This window comes from Flavobacterium sp. RNTU_13 (assembly GCF_046614455.1).
Classification (GTDB): Bacteria; Bacteroidota; Bacteroidia; order Flavobacteriales; family Flavobacteriaceae; genus Flavobacterium.
In genome coordinates this window covers 201,401-220,578 of sequence record NZ_JBKJHB010000002.1, presented here as the reverse complement: position 1 = coordinate 220,578, position 19,178 = coordinate 201,401, and the positions used below count along the sequence as shown (strand labels likewise).

The 19,178-nt window shown below is 43.6% G+C and carries 14 protein-coding genes and 1 tRNA gene; all 15 read right to left on the bottom strand.

What is annotated here, in order from left to right; translation table 11 throughout:
* Nucleotides 1–49 precede the first annotated feature (49 nt).
* The gene (locus ACLI08_RS06015) at nt 50–2,830 is read right to left on the bottom strand and encodes a bifunctional aconitate hydratase 2/2-methylisocitrate dehydratase (RefSeq protein WP_411427559.1); all 2,781 of its coding nucleotides are present in this window, start codon (nt 2,828–2,830) and stop codon (nt 50–52) included.
* A 319-nt stretch (nt 2,831–3,149) separates the two neighbouring features.
* Complete coding sequence (locus ACLI08_RS06010) at nt 3,150–3,506, bottom strand: hypothetical protein (RefSeq protein ID WP_411427558.1); 357 nt, start codon at nt 3,504–3,506, stop codon at nt 3,150–3,152.
* 26 nt (nt 3,507–3,532) lie between these two features.
* On the bottom strand, nt 3,533–4,486 hold the full coding sequence (locus ACLI08_RS06005; protein WP_411427557.1) for an AAA family ATPase: 954 nt from the start codon (nt 4,484–4,486) through the stop codon (nt 3,533–3,535).
* A gap of 109 nt (nt 4,487–4,595) precedes the next feature.
* Nucleotides 4,596–5,999 (bottom strand): peptidylprolyl isomerase, encoded by a 1,404-nt coding sequence (locus ACLI08_RS06000; RefSeq protein ID WP_411427556.1) that lies wholly within the window; start codon nt 5,997–5,999, stop codon nt 4,596–4,598.
* A complete protein-coding gene (locus ACLI08_RS05995; protein WP_411427555.1) occupies nt 5,983–6,840 on the bottom strand; it encodes a hypothetical protein in 858 nt (285 codons plus the stop codon). Before ACLI08_RS05995 ends, ACLI08_RS06000 begins: the two co-directional genes overlap by 17 nt.
* Complete coding sequence (locus ACLI08_RS05990) at nt 6,840–8,864, bottom strand: peptidylprolyl isomerase (protein WP_411427554.1); 2,025 nt, start codon at nt 8,862–8,864, stop codon at nt 6,840–6,842. The genes ACLI08_RS05995 and ACLI08_RS05990 overlap by 1 nt, the downstream gene beginning before the upstream one ends.
* 267 nt (nt 8,865–9,131) lie before the next feature.
* Entirely contained in the window at nt 9,132–11,030 is a 1,899-nt protein-coding gene (locus ACLI08_RS05985) for an OmpA family protein (RefSeq protein ID WP_411427553.1), read from the bottom strand.
* 9 nt (nt 11,031–11,039) lie between these two features.
* On the bottom strand, nt 11,040–11,978 hold the full coding sequence (locus ACLI08_RS05980; protein WP_411427552.1) for a type IX secretion system membrane protein PorP/SprF: 939 nt from the start codon (nt 11,976–11,978) through the stop codon (nt 11,040–11,042).
* Nucleotides 11,979–12,843: 865 nt separating this feature from the next.
* A tRNA-Pro gene (locus tag ACLI08_RS05975) sits at nt 12,844–12,917 on the bottom strand.
* 61 nt (nt 12,918–12,978) lie between these two features.
* Nucleotides 12,979–13,611 carry a carbonic anhydrase gene (locus ACLI08_RS05970; RefSeq protein WP_411427551.1) on the bottom strand — a complete coding sequence of 211 codons (633 nt, stop codon included), beginning with the start codon at nt 13,609–13,611 and terminating at the stop codon, nt 12,979–12,981.
* Nucleotides 13,612–13,733: 122 nt separating this feature from the next.
* Nucleotides 13,734–14,339, bottom strand: a complete 606-nt coding sequence (locus ACLI08_RS05965) for an outer membrane beta-barrel protein (RefSeq protein ID WP_411427550.1) — start codon at nt 14,337–14,339, stop codon at nt 13,734–13,736.
* A gap of 168 nt (nt 14,340–14,507) precedes the next feature.
* Nucleotides 14,508–16,640, bottom strand: coding sequence for a methylmalonyl-CoA mutase (gene scpA, locus ACLI08_RS05960; RefSeq protein WP_411427549.1), 2,133 nt, complete (start codon nt 16,638–16,640; stop codon nt 14,508–14,510).
* An 11-nt stretch (nt 16,641–16,651) separates the two neighbouring features.
* Entirely contained in the window at nt 16,652–18,025 is a 1,374-nt protein-coding gene (locus ACLI08_RS05955; RefSeq protein WP_411427548.1) for a methylmalonyl-CoA mutase subunit beta, read from the bottom strand.
* A gap of 12 nt (nt 18,026–18,037) precedes the next feature.
* Nucleotides 18,038–18,385 carry an FtsB family cell division protein gene (locus tag ACLI08_RS05950; RefSeq protein WP_411427547.1) on the bottom strand — a complete coding sequence of 116 codons (348 nt, stop codon included), beginning with the start codon at nt 18,383–18,385 and terminating at the stop codon, nt 18,038–18,040.
* 73 nt (nt 18,386–18,458) lie between these two features.
* Nucleotides 18,459–19,067, bottom strand: coding sequence for a uridine kinase (udk, locus tag ACLI08_RS05945; protein WP_411427546.1), 609 nt, complete (start codon nt 19,065–19,067; stop codon nt 18,459–18,461).
* Nucleotides 19,068–19,178 lie beyond the last annotated feature (111 nt).

Sequence of the window (19,178 nt, the reverse complement as noted above, 5' to 3'; positions counted from 1 at the left end):
ATAATTTAGAATTATACAATGTATTTATGAAACGGCTAAAGCACCACAATTATCCTACCAACTCTTTCTGAGCCGGTGCAAATTTTGTAAGGTTAATGCCTTCAACCGCTGTTTTGTATTCGTTAATTGTAGGGATGCGGCCTAAAATTGCCGACAATACCACTACCGGTGTAGAGGCCAGTAACGATTCGCCTTTTTTGCGCTCGCTGTCTTCTACCACACGGCCCTGGAACAAACGGGTAGACGTAGCCATTACCGTATCTCCTTTTGCCGCTTTTTCCTGGTTACCCATACACAGGTTACAACCCGGACGCTCCAGGTACATCATATTTTCATACTCTGTACGGGCGGTGTTTTTAGGTAACAGGTCGCTAAACTCAAAGCCGGAGTACTTTTGCAGTAAATCCCAGTCGCCCTCCTCTTTAAGTTCGTCTATAATATTATATGTAGGCGCAGCCACTACAAGTGGCGCGTTAAACTTCACTTCGCCCTGTTTTTCTTCCAGGTTCCTTAGCATCTGAGAAACAATCTTCAGGTCACCTTTGTGTACCATACAAGAGCCCACAAACCCAAGGTCTACTTTTTTATCGCCACCATAGTAAGACAAATCGCGGATGGTATCGTGGGTGTATCGTTTAGAAACATCTTCGTTGTTTACATCCGGGTCGGCTATCATTGGCTCAGCAATAGCATCCAGGTCTATAACTACCTCTGCATAATACCTGGCGTTATCATCTGGTGTAAGTGCCGGCTTAATGCGCGATTGTATTTCTTCAATACGCTTGTCTGCCTTATCTATTAGGCCCTGCAGTACATGATTGTGGTTATCCATACCTTTATCAATCATAATCTGGATGCGGCTTTTTGCAATTTCAAGTGACTCAATAAGGGTATCGTCCTGAGAGATGCATATAGATGCCTTAGCTTTCATCTCCGCAGTCCAGTCTGTAAAGGTAAACGCCTGGTCTGCAAGCAACGTGCCAATGTGTACTTCTATAATCCTGCCCTGGAACACGTTTTCGCCATCAAACTGCTGAAGCATTTGCAGCTGTGTAGCGTGTACCACATCTCGGAAATCCATGTGGTCTTTCATCTGGCCTTTAAAGGTAACTTTTACCGATTCAGGAATTGGCATTGAAGCCTCTCCCGTAGCCAGTGCAAGTGCCACAGTACCAGAGTCGGCACCGAAAGCAACACCTTTAGACATCCTTGTATGCGAGTCGCCACCAATAATAATAGCCCACTCATCTACCGTAATATCGTTAAGAACCTTATGAATAACGTCGGTCATAGAATGGTACACCCCTTTAGGGTCGCGTGCCGTAATAACACCAAAGTCGTTCATAAACTTCATAAGCTTAGGTATGTTAGCCTGCGCTTTTTTATCCCAAACCGAAGCGGTGTGGCAACCCGACTGGTACGCACCGTCTACGCTTGGCGAAATCACCGTAGCCGCCATAGACTCCAGCTCCTGAGCCGTCATAAGGCCTGTAGTGTCCTGAGAACCTACTATATTTACCTTAACACGAACGTCTGAACCGGCGTACAGCAGTTTACCCGGAGTAACACCCACGGCGTTTCTGTTAAATATCTTTTCAACCGCGGTAAGACCCTGTCCTTCAATAGTAATTTCTTTTGACGGGGCAAATACCGTTGGCGCTTCGATACCCAATGTCTGGGCTGCGAATGTTTGTATTTTTTTACCAAATACCACCGCGTAAGAACCGCCGGCTTTGATAAATTCTAACTTTTGCGGCGTAAATGATTTAGAAAGGTCTATTAGTTCCTGATCGCCGTTGTATAGTTTTTTTGTTTTTGTATTGATGGTTAAAACCGTACCTGTAGCTACAGAGTAAACCTCCTCAAGCACAGGTTCGCCTTTGTCGTTACGCACAAGGTTACCATCGGCATCATGCTTTTTCACCCAGTTTTTAAGGTCGATACCTATACCACCGGTAACGTCTACGGTTGTAAGGAAGATAGGCGAAATACCGTTTGTACCACCCACAATAGGCGCTATGTTTACAAACGGAATATATGGGCTGGCCTGCTTACCGGTCCAAAGTGCCACGTTGTTTACACCAGACATACGCGATGAACCTACACCCATAGTACCTTTTTCGGCAATAAGCATAACGCTTGCATCCGGGTGCTGCGCCTGAAGGTCTTTAATTTCCTGCTGTTGTGCAGGAGTCATCATGCAAAGGCCGTGCAGTTCGCGGTCTGAGCGCGAGTGCGCCTGGTTACCCGGCGAAAGCAGGTCGGTAGAAATATCACCTTCTGCTGCTATGTAAGTTACCACTTTTATTTCTTCCGGCACCTCTGGCAGCTTGGTAAAAAATTCTGCCTTAGCGTAGCTTTCCAGTATTTCTTTAGCGATTTCGCTTCCGTTTATGTAGGCACCCTTAAGGCGGTCTGTATCTGCCTCGTAAAGGAACACCTGGGTTTTAAGCACATTAGCAGCATCCTTTGCAATAGCAAGATCTTCGCCAAGGGCTAAATCAAGCAGTACCTCAATAGACTTACCACCTTTCATGTGCGATAGTAGTTCGAAGGCAAATGCAGGGGTAATTTCGGCAACAACCTCATTACCAAGAATGATTTCTTTTAAGAACGATGCTTTTACAGCAGCAGCAGGTGTAGTACCAGGAAGCGTGTTGTAAATAAAGTACTTAACAGAATCTGCTCGGTGCGGATTGTTTATATCTTTTATTTGGGCGATTATTGCAGTTAATAATTCTGCTCCGTCAATTGGTTTTGGGTGAAGTCCAAGGGCTTTTCTTTCTTCAATTTCTTTGATATAATCGTTATAAATAGTATCAAAAGCCATATTTAAATATTTATGTTTGTTTGTAAAAATGTGCGTAAATTTACTCAAACTAATTTCAATTAAAAAATTTTTATCGATTCTTTAATTTAGCAAAATTATTATTTATAAAGATTCTACTTTGATGCAGATAATTCAAAAATTTTGTGATAAACAGCCAATTTATTAAGAATTATCATTTATTTAACCTGATATTGCCAAAATGTAAAAATTCAGCCTAAAATTGTATAAACCTGACAATATGCAAAAAACAGCAACGCTGAAAAAAGTAACTAAAACGATATAGTAAATTAGCAAATGTATAATCGGGAGCAGTAATATTTTACGCTTTTTGACTGTAATAACGGTTGTAATACACCATTAAAACAGCCATTATAAACGTAAACCCGTAAATACCCAACTGCATATACAACAGGCTATAGGTGTTTTTAGTAACAATCTCTGTACCGGTAAACATGGTTACGGCATACGAAATCATAAAGCCCGAAAAAAGCAAAAACAAAATACCGTACAAAAACCCTGTGGTTTTGTTGTTAGTAAACAACTGCGCTACCAGAGCCACAAAAAACGCTATAGAAACGTAATGATATGTACCTGTTTCGGCATACTGCTGGTAAAACCAGAACAGCGAAAAAAGGATGAAATATATGGTGGGTGTAAATCGGAGGAGTTTGTTCATAAACATAATATTACAAAAAAAGCTGTTTAAAACAGCTTTTTGATTATCATTTCTTCGGTAATGCCTTCGGCATCGGCCTTGTAGTTTTTAATAATACGGTGGCGCAGTATGCCTGTGGCTACAGCCTGCACATCCTCAATATCAGGGCTAAACTTGCCGCTTAGTGCCGCGTGGGTTTTAGCCGCAAGGATAAGGCTTTGCGATGCACGTGGGCCCGCACCCCAGTCCAGGTACGTTTTTACGTAATCCGTACTCAGCGCATTACCCGGGCGGGTTTTGTTAACCAGTTTTACTGCATATTCTATAACATTATCGGCCACAGGTATGCGGCGTATAAGCTGCTGGTATTCTACAATTTCTTCGGCGGTAAACAGCGGGTTTACGGTAACCTTAGCATCGGTAGTGGTGCTTTTCACCACCTGAACCTCTTCCTCAAACGTAGGGTAATCCAGCTTTATGGCAAACATAAAACGGTCTAGCTGCGCCTCAGGCAGCGGGTAGGTTCCCTCCTGCTCTATGGGGTTTTGTGTAGCCAGTACAAAGTACGGCAACGACAGTTTATGGTGCTGGCCGGCTATGGTAACCGATTTTTCCTGCATTGCCTCAAGCAGAGCCGCCTGGGTTTTAGGTGGCGTACGGTTAATCTCGTCTGCAAGGATAATGTTACTGAATATAGGGCCTTTTATAAACTTAAAATTTCGGTTTTCATCCAGTATTTCGCTACCCAATATATCGCTGGGCATAAGGTCTGGCGTAAACTGTATACGCTTAAAATCGAGTCCAAGTGCCTGGCTTATGGTGTTTACCATAAGTGTTTTGGCAAGCCCCGGAACACCCACTAAAAGCGCGTGCCCTCCTGAAAATATACTCAGTACTATTTGGTTTACAACTTCCTGCTGGCCTATGATTACTTTAGCTATTTCCTGCTTCAGCGCGGCCTGTTTTTGCACTAAATTTTGTATCGCTGCTACGTCTGACATAGTGTGTTTATGGTTCTTTGATTAAAATAAAAGCTAAGGCGTGTACCTTAGCTTTCAAACTTAATAAATTATTTTAAAGCCTGCCCGGTTTATGGAGGCAAAAGTGTTGTTATTTTTTTAGCCAGTTGTTAGCAAACTTGCATCCCTGGTAATCAGCGTTTACCTTAATGTAAGTAGATTTAATTTTTTCCTCGCTCCATTTAGCAATGGTTTTAATCTGCTTTTCCTTAAGAGCCAGCTCTTTGATTTTTATATAGTCTTTAGCGTAGTCTGCAGGGTGCTCGTCGTACCTGTTAATTACCGTGTACAGTTTGTAGCTTACTACGCCCAGCCTGTCCATATCTTCAATAGGTTCTGAAACCTCGTTGTTTTTTAACCCTGAAATTTCGTTGTAAATGTTAGGATCCATTTTAGTAAGTTCAAAGCGCGTACCCAGGTTTGCCGGGTTTATAAGGAGGCCACCGCTGTTACGTGTTTCCTTATCGTTAGACTCTGATTTGGCAGCATCCGAAAACGAGATTTCACCCTTAGCAATGCGCTCCCTTATCTTACTGATTTTTTCTTTCGCTGCTTTTTTAGACTCCTCTGTAACCTTTGGTACCATAAGTATGTGGCGCACATCGCGCTCCTGACCACGTACTTTTTCCACGTAAATAATGTGGTAGCCGTATTCGGTTTCAAAAGGTTCAGAAATCTGCCCTTCCTCTGTACTAAACGCCGTGTCTTTAAACTCCTTTACCAGCTGCGACTTACGCGTTACCGGTATATATCCGCCCGAAGCGCCTGAGCCACGGTCCTCAGAATACAGTACGGCCTTGCTGTAAAAGCTACTGCCCTCCTGCACATCTTTTTTAATCTGCTTTAGCTTATCTATTACCTTTTGCTTTTCGTCTTTGGTAATTTCGGGTTTAATAACAATTTGTGCCACTTCCATTTCGGCACCAAAAACAGGAATATCCTCTTTTTGGAACTTCATAAAGAACTGCCTTACCTCTTCCGGTGTGATTTCTACATCGTCTATAACCTTTTTGCGCATGCGCTCTGTAAGCTCCTGCGTTTTTACAAGGTCAAAAAGCTCCGTTTGAAACGAGTCGAAGTCTTTCTTCTTAAAGTACTCCACCATCTTTTCTTTAGAGCCCAACTGCTCCACAAAGTAATCTACCCTGCGGTTTACCTGCTCGTTTACCTCAGCATCGCTTACCACAATACTGTCCTGAATGGCATGGTGGGCATACAGCTTTTCTTCCATAAGCTTACCCAGTAGCTGACAGCGGGTAATACCCTCTGTAGATATATTTTGTGTTTGAAGCTCTTTATACTGCAAATCAATATCAGACTCTAATACTACATAATCACCCACTACAGCCACCACTCCGTCTACCTTGGCTTTTCCTTTTGGCGCTGTTTGGGTTTTAGGTTTTACGGTATCTTTTATTATTTCCTGTGCGGCCAGTGTAGTACCCACAAAAAGCATTAATAAAAGTACGGTAAACCTACTACTTATAAACTTCATATTTATTGTTTTTAATCGCATCGTCTGTAATGTCTTTTTCAATCTTTTTAAGTAACTCCAGTTTCCTGTTGTTTATTATAACCTCTTTTAAGGTAGGCTTTATGTATTCGTACGGCGCCACGGCATTACGGTCTATAACCTTGTTTACCTTAACAATGTACACATCTGCCGAATCAGGGTACTGGTACGAAATCCCGCTGCTTATATACCTGCCCCTGTTGTCCGGGGTTATAAACGGCAGTTTTTGGTATACCTCATTCATGCTGGTCCAGGTGGTATCGTTAAACGCGTAGCTTTTAAAGTAAAGCGACATATCATTAATCGCCTTTTTATCTTTTTTATTGCCACTTAAAAAACGCTGCCTTGCCAGTGCAAATTTAGGGTGATTTTTTTCCATGCGAAGGTAGCGCATTTTAACGAGCATACCCGTAGTACGGAAATTATCTTTGTTTTTATTGTAATACGCCGCCAGCTGATCTTCGGTAATTGTAGTATCTACACTCTGTTTTACCATTTCTTCCAGGTAGGCACGGGTGTACAAATCCGTTTTATACTGCTGTATAAGCTTATCCAGTTCGGCCTGTTTTTCTGCACTTGTATTTACAATGGCCGCGTCAAACAACAGCTTTTGCGATGCCCAGCGGTCTATGTACGATTTTATAATGGCAAGGCTGTCTTTTTTAGATGTCCCTGCCGGCACCAGCCCTGCAAGCTCCTCTTTACCCAGGTATACGTCGTTAACGCGTGCAGCGGCATCTTCCTTTTTTACGGTAGCATCTTTTTTACCGCAGGAAACCAGTACACACAACAACAGTATAAAAAACCCGGGGCAGGTACGCATTATTTTTTCGTATTGATTTCGGTTTTTACTTTTTCAAACACATCCTGGTTTACTTTTACAGTAAACTCTTTTTTAAGCTGCTCTACCCATGTAGACTCCAGGTACTGCTGATAATCATTAATCACACGGCCTTTGGCGTCTTCAAATGTTTTTTCACCTGCAGGCAATACTTTGTTGGTTTTTACCACGTAGTAGTAATCGCCTTCTTTCACTACATCGCTTACACCGGCTTTCCATACGGCAAGCTTAGGCATGGCATCGGTACCGGTTTCAAACGTACCCGACTTTTCTATAATGTTTACCTTGTCTTTAGTATTAAGCTTGTCTTTTACAGCTTTGGCATCTTTACCTTTAAGCAGTAAAGCACGTGCATCTTTTATCACTTTTTCGTTAGTAGACGAATACACCTCTACATCAGCCCTTTGTTTCCATACGTATTCTGCCTTGTGCAGGTTGTAGTAGTTTTGCTGACCTATTGTGTCGTTTTTAGCTTTTTCCCAAATTTCTTTCTCCATCAGGTCAAACAGCAACAGGCCATCCCTGTACTCCTGCATTATAGCATCAAACTCCGGGAATTCCCTCTCAAGGTTTTGGTTATAGTACGCGTTAAGCTGCTCATCGGTGTAGCGCTCAAAAAGTACCTCAGCAGCACGCGAAAGCGGCTTGGCAGAAACACCATTATTTTGCTGGGAATTAACATAGGTAAGGAAGTCTTTACCGGTAAGCTCTTTGTCTTTGTTAATGGTTATTAGCGGCTTGTTGTACACCTCTATGTTTTTAGGCAGTTTCCACTCCATAACATAAATACTGTCGGTAAGTGCGCCCACCACTTTTTTATACATTTCCTTATCTTTTACCACCGGGTACTTAGCCCTAAGGTTAGCGGTAAGGCTTTGCGCTATAAGTCGCGAACGCTCATCGCGCTTAATGCGGTTTTCAAGTTCCGGCTTAAGGTCTTCAAAACTCTTTATAGGCTTTTTCTCTATCAGTTTTACAATATGCCAACCGAATTGCGACTGGAACGGCTTGCTGATTTCGCCCGGTGTTTTTAATCCGAAAGCAGTATCTTCAAACTCCTGAGAGGTTAACTCCCCTGAGCTGAATGGGTTTAGCACACCGCCTTTTTCTGCACTGGTCTTGTCTTCGCTAAGCTGTTTTGCCAGTACTGTAAAGTCTTCACCCTGTTGCAGTTTTTTGTAAATATCTTCTATTTTAGATTTGGCTTTATTCTCTGCAGCCTTATCATCCTCTTTTTGTGGCCTTGCCACCATAATATGTGCTACAGCTACTTCTCCCCTGTTGTCCCTTACATCGGTAACCTTAATTAGGTGGTAGCCAAAACGCGTACGTGCCGGCCTGCTTACCTGGCCTTTTGGCGTGTTGTACGCGGCGGTTTCAAAAGGGTACACCATACGGAAAACCGTAAAATACCCCAGGTCGCCTTTATTGTCTTTAGCCGATGGGTCTTCTGAAAGTTCTGCGGCAAGCTTGCCGAAGTCTTCTCCGGCCACAAGCCTTTTGCGCGCTTCTACAGCTTTGTTGTACGCCTTAAGCGTATCTGCAGGGGAAGCGTTTTCATCTACCATAAACAGTATGTGAGACGCCTTTATTTCTTTCTGCATACGGTTGTATGCTTCCTGTACAAGGCCTGTGGTTACTTTACTGTCAGTCAGGTAATTTTTAGCAAGCTGGTTACGGTAGCTTTTTAATTCGCCCTGGTATTTTTTGCCTTCCTGAAGGTTTAGTTTATACGCCTTATTTACTTTTAGCTTGTAGCCAATAAATAAGTCCAGGTAGTTGTTAAGGTCTTTTTGCGAATCATCTTTTACAAGATCAAGGTTCTTTTTGTAAACCCTTATAAACTCGTCTGTATAGTACGGTTTGTCATTTACGGTAAAAAGAACATCTTTTTGCTGAACCTTAGCGGTAGTTTGTGTAGCGGGAGTGGTATCTTTTGTTGTTTTACAACCGGTTACAAGAATTGTTGCAGCCAATAGGCCTGAATAAAACCTGTTAATTTTCATTATAAATACGAATTTATTTTATCGGTATACGGTTAAGTAAACGCAGCCTTATGGGTTATAGTATACATAACGCTGCTTTGCAACCCACAAAAGTAAACATATATAGGTATTGTGCAAGATTTATGGGGTAAAAAGCTACAAGTGTAGGGTGTATATTAAAACGTAAGCGGCTTTACCGGCAGAAAATACAACCCTAATAAAGCAGACCGGTAATCAAAAAAAACAAATTATCACATTCCGCTATGCTTTGTTAGCAAAGATGTCCAACTATTTTTTTACAATAATAAAGTTGCTTCGCCTGTTTAGCTGATGGTCTTCCTCGCTGCACTCCACGCCGTTGCTGCACTTATTAAGCAATCGGCTTTCGCCAAAACCTTTTACGCTTTCTATACGCTTAGGATCTATGCCTTTACTCACAAGATAGCTATAAGTACTTTTGGCACGGTCATCGCTTAGGCGCAGGTTGTAGTCGTCCTTGCCCCTGCTGTCTGTATGCGATTCTATTTTAATAACCACATTAGGGAAATGCTCCATTAGGTACACCACCTTATCCAGCTCTGCGGCTGCCTGCGGTGTTATATAGTACTTATCAAAATCAAAGTAAATCGGGTTAATGTCTACCATTTCCTGGTTGCCTTCGCCTTTTTTAACCAAATCAGTGTAGGCCTGCAGGTTAATATTGCCCTTATCGTCAGGGGCATTGGCGGCATAGCCTTCTTTTTTAGCACTGGTAATTGGTGTGCCTTCGCACGGTACGGTAATGCTGTAGCTGCCGTCTTCAGCGGTTGTTTCGGTAAGCTGTTTTTCGCCCACGGTAATGGTTACTTCTACACCTGGTATGGGTTGGCCCAACTTTTTATCGGTTACTACGCCCGCTATTACTTTTTCGCAAGGCGTTTCGGCTTTTGGCACCACAAGGTAAATATCGTCATCGCCCCTGCCGCCGGCCCTGTTGCTGCTTAGGTACACCAGCTTACCGTCTGCCGACTGCACATACGCAAAATCATCGCGGTTACTGTTTACCGGTTTACCCAGGTTCCGCGGAAGCGAAAACTGCCCCACACCGCTTACGCTGCTGCTAAACACGTCGAGCCCGCCCAGGCCGTAATGACCATCTGAAGCGAAATACAGTACATTCTCTTTCAGGAAAGGGAACATTTCCTTGCCTTCGGTATTAATCATTACCCCGGCGTTTATGGGTTTACCCAGCTTACCATCGCTGTATATTTCGCAATAGTAAATATCGGTTTCGCCATAGCCCCCCGGCATATCGCTTACAAAGTACAGCCATTTACCATCGGCACTTACCGCAGGCTGCCCCACAGAATAGTCTTTGCTGTTAAAGGGTGCATACTGTTTTTTATCAAAGCGTTCGCCCTGTATTTTTCCGTAAACCAGCTGAATGTTATTCGTCCCCGCCTTGTCGTTTTGCAGGCGGTTGGCTTTATTTACATTATTTACACTTACGTATACCGTTTTATAATCCGGCGAAAAAGCTACAGCCGCATTATGGTAATCGGTCTGGGCACTGTTAAGAAATGGCTTTTCCTTGCCAAAGGAACCATCGGCATTCAGGTCGGCTACAAACAGCGAAAGGTAGGGCTGCTTGTTCCACGCGTAGGTTTTGGCACCATCGCGTAAGGTATCTTTTGCCGACGTGTATACTATCTTCTTCCCAAAAAACGTAGCCCCAAAATCCGACTTATCAGTATTTGATGCCAGGCCTTTCAGTTCGTATTTTTCTTTCTGCTTCAGCAGCACATCAAGCGCTTGCTTTTGGGCTTCAAGGTTAGATTTAAGCGTGTCGTTCAGGGCTGTATATTGCCAAAGCAGAGCATCAGCCCTATCATAACGTTCCTCTCCCCTTAGTGCCAGGATGTACATACGCATATACTTGGCGGGCAGCGTATTGCCACCTGCCTGGTAAGCCTTTTCGAGCCAACGCGCAGCGGCACCTGTGTTACCGGTATAGTAGTTAGCCTCGGCTGCGTGCATTAACACCTCAGCTTTTGGTGTTTTATTGTTTTGCAGATACTCCTCGTATGCGGCAGCGGCCTCAGTATAGGCAAGGTCGCGATAATGGAGTTCTGCCTTACGCAATGCGCCCTGCCCCATCATGGTACCGATGCAAAAAAACAAGGCTGCTATGTAGTAATGTTTTTTCATAATCATGATTTAGAAGAAGCGTGGCGATTTAATGCGTTTGGTTTTTGGTGCTACCTCAAAGCGCAGCATAAACTCGTGCGTGCCGTTATTGTACTTGTTCAGTTCGGTTACCGAGTAGTCATACGAATAACCAACAAATACATTTCGGGAAATCTGTATTCCGGCAAGCGCGCTAACCGAATCGTCCCAGCGGTAGCCGGCTCCCAGCGTTACAACATCCTGAAACAGGAAGTTAGCCGAAACATCGGCCGTTATGGGTGCGCCGTTAACTACCTTGGCTAAAACGGCAGGCTTAAACTTTATATCATCCGAAAGCGTAAACACATAGCCACCAATTACATAGTAATGCTGGCGGTCGTTCATCAGGCTTTCCTGAACATCGTTGTAATAGTTATTCCGCAAAAAATTAGGGATAGAAACCCCGGCGTACCAATTATCTGTATAGTAGTATATACCTGCACCTATTGTGGGGTTAAAACGGTTGTTGATGTTGGTATTAAGCAGTGGGTCGCCTTCCTGGCGGTAGGTGCCTTTACTCCAGTCGATATTAAGCACCCGCACACCTGCCTTAAGCCCGAAAGCCAACTTGCCTTGTTCGCCCATTTTAAGGGTGTAGCTAAAGTTAGCATCGGTATACACCTCATTGCTTGGCCCCAGCCTGTCGTTTACCACGCTAAGCCCCACGCCTATTTGCTCGTACATTTCGCTCCACGGGGTATGTATGCTAAAGGCCTGCGTTTGTGGCGCGCCGCGCATGCCCACCCACTGGCTGCGGTGCAGCAAATTAGCCTGCAACACGCCGGGCGAACCCGTGTAGCCGGGATTTACCGTAAGTGTATTGTACATATACTGGGTATACTGAGGTTCTTGCTGGGCATAGGCGGTAGTACCGCAAAGCAGCAGGATAAGGGATAAGCAGGATATACGAAACGTAGTTTTTATTGGCATAGGCTCCGGTGGTAATGGGCTGTGTGCCGTAAAAATAACATTTTTTTTCTGCCGTTAGCAGATTTACCCTTAAGCTTTTAATAACGGGAGGTAAATATCTTTACAATATATTTATTTCCTGACTTTCAACAAAACGAGTCCGGTATCTGAAATTACCTGGAATCCAAATCTTATTTCTCCCTAAAATGTCCGGATTTTGCTAAGGCTTCCTTATTGTTTGAAACTATCATCGCATGCTCCTCTCTGTTGAAATCAGGATGTCTTTTATCTCAAAGGGTAGGGCTATCGCTAACTTTAAACAAAGATTTTTTTCAAAAGCCTCAGAAATAAATTCCCTATCATAAAGTATATCCACACGAAAAAGGTTATCATTGCTACTGTAAACGGAGTAAAAAGAATTATCACAATAACTGCTTTAAATCCGAAAATTTGCTTACCATTAAAATTAACTGGTATAATATGCAAAAGATTAAAAATAATATGCAACACTGCAAAGGGTATATACCCAAACAAAAAGTTAACGTATAACAACTTAAATTGTCCTTTTTGTTGTACCGAATATTTTTCAAGAAAGTTTCTCATGTTTTATAAATTGGTTGGTTTTTAAATATTTCTATAAAACAATTCAATTATAAATAAAATTGTCCTTGCGAAAATAACAAACAATATTAATATTACTATTTATTTTCTTCCATCTTATAACGTGATTACGCACTTCTTTCTCATAAAACAAACATTTATTTTCATACCGTTTTGTATCTAATGATAACCCCAAGGCGTAAAATAGCAATTTTTATCGCTTAAAAGTAAAAGTTTGGGATATCAAAAAAACCACCTGATTGCTCAGATGGTTTTTTGTAAATTGTCGGGATGACTGGATTCGAACCAGCGACCACTAGCACCCCATGCTAGTACGCTACCAGGCTGCGCTACATCCCGAATGTGCCGTAAAACACATGGCAAATATAGCATTTCTGCACCCTGAAAGCAATACCTTGCACTATTCTGTATCGATACGGTAAATATCTACAATACCATGAGTTATATTTTCAAAATCGATATTCAGGTCTATAAGCTTACCCGTTTTTATGTCAAAAATCCATCCGTGTACGGTAATACCGCGTTCTGCCGCTGCTTTTTGTACCTCGGCAGTCTTAATCACGTTAATACACTGCTCCTGTACGTTTAGCTCTACCAGGCGGTTATAGCGCTCTGCCATATCGGCTATACCGTTTAGTTCTTTGCGGTGCATACGGTACACGTCTCTAATGTTACGCAGCCATGGGTTTAGTATGCCTAAATCTGTTTGTTCCATAGCGGCCTTAACACCACCACAGTTATAATGCCCGCATACCACTACGTGATTTACCTTAAGGTGGCTTACCGCATAGTTTATAACAGACATTACATTCAGGTCGGTATTCGGAACCATGTTAGCAATGTTACGGTGTACAAACGCCTGTCCCGGAGCTATCCCCATAAGTTCTTCGGCGGTAACGCGGCTGTCGCTGCATCCTATGTAAAGAATTTCAGGCGACTGCCCCTGGTTAAGATGCTCAAAGTACTGGTCGTCTATGCTTAGCTGCTTATCTATCCACTCGCGGTTGTTTTCAAAAACCTTTTTAATGTCCATTGTGTAGTTTTTTGTTGCGGGATAAAGTTAAATAAAGTAAACCAAATTATACACACCCATTTTTTCATTATTAACAAAAAAAGCCGGACTAACAGCCCGGCCATACTAACTACGTATATCAATTAAAGTTTGTACAAAAGACCAAATGATAGGTTGCTAAAATCAATACCTGCATCAAAACCGGTAGAAGTATTTTCTGCACCGCCTGATTTTGTTTTCGAGCTTCCGTAAGACAATAAGCCCAACGAGGTTTGTAACGAAAAACGGGGCGAAATAAAGTAATTTATACCAGGGCCTGCCTGTACGCCAAACCCATTGCCTGTCCTGTCGGCTAATTCATTACTGTCAAGCTTATTGTGGTTATAGCTTACCCTTACATTACCAAAAAAGGAAAACTTATTTGCCGGGGTAAAGTAGTACCTGCCAAAAACACCTGCACTGTAACTGTTTGTTTTGTTAACCGAAGGATACGTAATACCTTCAGATTTAATTGCTGAATACGAACCAGAGAATCCAAGCGCTATTTTATCGCTTACAAAATAGCCAACAGCCGGCCCCACACTAAATTGATTTACTTTGCTGGCATCATTTTTTGTGTAGTCATACGAAACGCTGCCTGTAATAAACGCGTCGCCTTTTTTAAAGCCTTCGCTAGCGGTTTCTGATTCCTGGGCAGATAATGCGCTAACCGCAAGCAATGCCACAACAGATAATAGTGATTTTTTCATAAAATGGTTTATTAAAGTTTGTACACTTTATTATCCAATTTTATGCCGAAAATTTTCACAAAACCATGTTACGTGATTTTTCATCAAGTAAAACAGAGACTTTAACACTAAGTACTTTAATAGTATAACATAGCATAAAAAAAGCTCCCGGTTTTCGGGAGCTTCTTTCTATTCAAATCCTTTGAGCAGGATTTCCAGTATTTTAATCGCGGCATCGCTGATTTTGGTTCCGGGCCCAAAGACCGCTACGGCACCGCAATCAAACAGGTATTGATAGTCCTGCGCCGGTATTACACCGCCCACAATAACCATAATATCATCGCGACCGTATTTTTTAAGTTCCTCTATAACCTGTGGCACCAGTGTTTTGTGCCCTGCGGCCAGGCTAGATACGCCCAGGATGTGAACATCGTTCTCCACCGCCTGCTTGGCTGCCTCAGCCGGGGTTTGGAAAAGCGGCCCAATGTCTACATCAAAGCCCACATCGGCATAACCCGTAGCTACTACCTTAGCACCCCGGTCATGCCCATCCTGACCCATTTTTGCTATCATAATACGCGGCCTGCGGCCTTCCTGTTTTGCAAAGGCATCGGCAAGCTGACGTGCTTTCTCAAAGCTTTCGTCGTTTTTAATTTCTTTACTGTACACGCCACTAAACGATCTGATTTGTGCTTTATACCTACCGTATACTTTTTCCAGCGCATCGCTTATTTCGCCCAGTGTAGCCCTGTTTCGCGCAGCCTCTACCGCCAGTGCCAAAAGGTTACCCGTGCCAGATTGTGCCGCGGCTGTAAGCGCCTCAAGGCTTGCGGTTACTTTAGCCGTATCACGCGTGGCTTTTATTTGCTCCAGGCGCGCTATCTGCTGGCGGCGCACCGTTTGGTTATCTACCTCAAGTATTTGCAGCGGATCTTCCTTTTTAAGGCGGTATTTGTTTACCCCCACTATTACATCCTGTCCGCTGTCTATGCGTGCCTGCTTACGTGCGGCAGCTTCCTCTATGCGTAGTTTAGGTATACCGGCTTCTATGGCTTTGGTCATACCGCCCAGCTCCTCTACCTCCTCTATAAGCGCCCATGCCTTACGGGCTATTTCATCGGTAAGGTATTCTACGTAGTAGCTACCCGCCCATGGGTCTACCGTTTTGGTTATCTTGGTTTCTTCCTGAAGGTAAATCTGGGTGTTACGCGCTATACGCGCACTAAAATCGGTTGGCAGGGCTATGGCCTCATCCAGCGCGTTTGTGTGTAACGACTGCGTGCCGCCAAAAGCCGCTGCGGCAGCCTCTATACAGGTACGTGCTACGTTATTAAACGGATCCTGCTCTGTAAGGCTCCAGCCGCTGGTTTGGCAGTGGGTGCGCAGGGCAAGTGATTTTTCGTCTTTCGGGTTAAACTGTTTCAGGAGTTTTGCCCAAAGCATACGCCCGGCCCTCATTTTGGCAATTTCCATAAAATGGTTCATACCAATGGCCCAAAAGAACGAAAGGCGTGGTGCAAAATCATCTATCTTCATGCCTGCCGCAAGCCCGGTACGTATATAGTCTAAACCGTCGGCAAGGGTGTAGGCAAGCTCAATATCGGCAGTGGCACCGGCTTCCTGCATGTGGTAGCCCGATATACTTATTGAGTTAAACTTAGGCATATACTTGCTGGTAAACTCAAAAATATCGGCGATGATTTTCATAGATGGCGCCGGTGGGTATATGTATGTGTTACGCACCATAAACTCCTTAAGAATATCATTTTGTATGGTACCGGAAAGCAGCTCCTGTTTTACGCCCTGCTCCTCGGCAGCAACAATATAAAACGCCATAATGGGCAGTACGGCACCGTTCATGGTCATGGAAACCGACATTTCGTCGAGCGGAATCTGGTCAAACAGCACCTTCATGTCTTCCACGCTGTCTATGGCCACACCTGCCTTACCCACATCGCCCACAACGCGCTCGTGGTCGCTGTCGTAACCGCGGTGCGTGGCAAGGTCAAACGCTACCGAAAGCCCTTTTTGCCCGGCAGCAAGGTTACGGCGGTAAAACGCGTTACTTTCTTCAGCGGTACTAAATCCGGCATACTGACGAATGGTCCATGGCCTGCGCACGTACATGGTAGCATACGGGCCACGAAGGTTTGGCGCAAAGCCCGCCCCAAAATCCAGGTGTTCCATACCCTCGTTATCGGCCTCTGTATATGTAGGCTTTACGGTAATACCTTCGGCAGTGGTAAATCCTGTAGCGGCATCTTGTGTTTGCACGCTGCCATCGGCTTTAGTAAGCTGTATATTTTGTATGTCTTTTCTCATAGATGGCAGATTTAAGCGGTTGTTGATTGAGTTTCACTTTCCAGCCTTTGCTGCTCGTATTTTTCGGCAAGCCTTTTTTCAATCACCGGGCTTATCAGCGTTTTGCGCGGATTGGCCTTTACAAACGGGTAAAGTTCCAGGTCGGCACTCATGCGGTCGTTTTTATTAGGGTACTTGTTAGTACCCAGCAACACTTCCTTCCCGTTATCAAAAAGCTCCTGCTCTTTAGCGGCGCTTTCGGCTATCTTCCGCTGAATGTTGCCTTCTATAAGCTGTTTAAGGAAACCGCCGTGCGCCTCTATATCTTTTAGCAATACTAGTGCTTTTTCGGCAAGCTGTGTGGTAATTTCTTCTATGTAATACGCCCCGTCTGCCGGGTTGTTTACCTTATCAAAATAGCTTTCGTTTTTAAGGATAAGCAGCTGGTTACGTGCTATCCTGTCGGCAAACTCATTGCTCTTGTGATATATGGCATCATACGGCAGGTTAATTACCGTATCGGCACCGCCCAGTATGGCGCTCATACACTCTGTAGTAGTACGCAGCATATTTACGTTATAGTCGTACAGGGTTTTGTTTCGCCTGGTAGGCACCGCTATAATGTGTAGGTTTTCGTTAACGCCATAGGTTTTTGCTACGGCAGAAAATACCATACGCAAGGCGCGAAGCTTGGCAATTTCAAAAAAGTAATTACTACCCACCCCTACCGTAACGGTATACGGTTGCTGCACATTTTTAAGGCGGCTAAAGTATTCTATGGCATGCCCTACCGTGTATGCAATTTGCTGTACCATATTAGCCCCTGCATTTTGGTACAACGCGCTGTTGATGGTTACAAAACTTATGTTTTTACAGCTTTCGCCCAAAAGGTTCAGTTGCTCAAAATTATCGCCCCCATCGTGCCAGTTGCCCTCTTTTGCAAGGTTACCCACAGGATCCAGCAGCACGTAGTAGTGTGCGCCGTTTGCTGTGGCAACAGCATCAATCTTTTTTACGAAATCGATTGAAAAGAATTGCAAATAAAAATACACCGGTACGCGGGCATCAAGGCCCTGTACCAGTGTAGTAATATCGGTTTTTTCGTCTGGTATGGTAAACCTCAGAGCCTCGGCGCCACGCTCCAGCGTAGACTGGGCACGGGCGGCACTCTTAGCCACATCCTGAACAAAAATGTCTTGCCCTATTTTATAATAAGCCGCGGCAGTATGCACCTGTAGCGGGTCTTTAGCCTCATCTATATGATAAAAAGGCCTTACCTTAATACCCTCTGGGCTTTCCCAAATCAGGGTTTCGTTGTAATCGGCGCCCTTAAGTTCGTACTGAATTTGCTGTTTCCACAGCTTAGACGACACGGGGCCAAATTCATTAAAGAGGTTATTGCTCATGCGTTGTACTTTTTAAAGAGATGTAGAGTCTTCAACCTTCTTTGCATCTTCTTCAAATTCTATAATATACACGTCTTCGTTTTCGCGTTTCATAAAATACTTTTCCCGGGCGTAGTGCTCAGTCTGGTCCGTATTTTTAAGCTGCTTAATCGCCAGGCTGTCTTTTTTAATTTCGTTTATGTAGTACTCTTTATTATCCTGAAGCTCGCGCAGCTCTTTATTTAGCGTGCGGTGCTCCAGGTACGAGTAATTATCCAGGAACAGCAACCATACCGTTACAAAAATGATAACCAGCAGATACCGGTTTCCCAGCACCTTAAGTACCGGATAGCGCAAAAACAGGTTTTTTATTGATGCCATTCTTGTATTACAAAGTAAGGTTATTTTATAATTGCTTTGCTAAAATGTATAGTAATTAACCAAAGATAGTTTTTTAACTAATACGCTGGTTAATTACCGCCCTAACCACATCTATGGCTACGGTATTGTATTTATCGTTTGGTATAATAATATCTGCAAACGCCTTAGTAGGTTCTATAAACTGCTCGTGCATGGGTTTAAGGGTGCTTTGGTAGCGGCTTAGTACCTCTTCCATATCTCGGCCACGCTCTGCAATATCCCTGCGCATACGGCGTATAAGCCTTTCATCCGGGTCTGCGTGAACAAACACTTTAATGTCAAAAAGCTCGCGCAGCTTAGGATCTGCCAATATAAGGATACCCTCTACAATCATTACCTTACGCGGGTGGGTAAGAATGGTATCATCTGTACGGTTGTGGGTTACAAACGAATACACGGGTTGTTCTATGGTTTTACCTTCTTTTAGTTCTTTAAGGTGCTGATACAGCAGGTCAAAATCTATGGCACGGGGGTGGTCAAAGTTTATTTTGGCCCGGTCTTCGTAGCTCAGGTTACTGTTATCCCTATAGTAATGATCCTGAGACAGCACACCTACCTCTGTAAGTGGTAACTGGTTCATAATCTGGTGTACTACTGTAGTTTTTCCGCTCCCGGTACCGCCGGCAATCCCTATTACAAGCATTTGTATAATTGTGTTATTTATAATTTTGGCAAAGGTAACAAATCTGCCGTGCTATTGCTAACGGGTATTTAAATAATCTTATGCACGCCGAGCCTTGCGGGCATAAAAAAA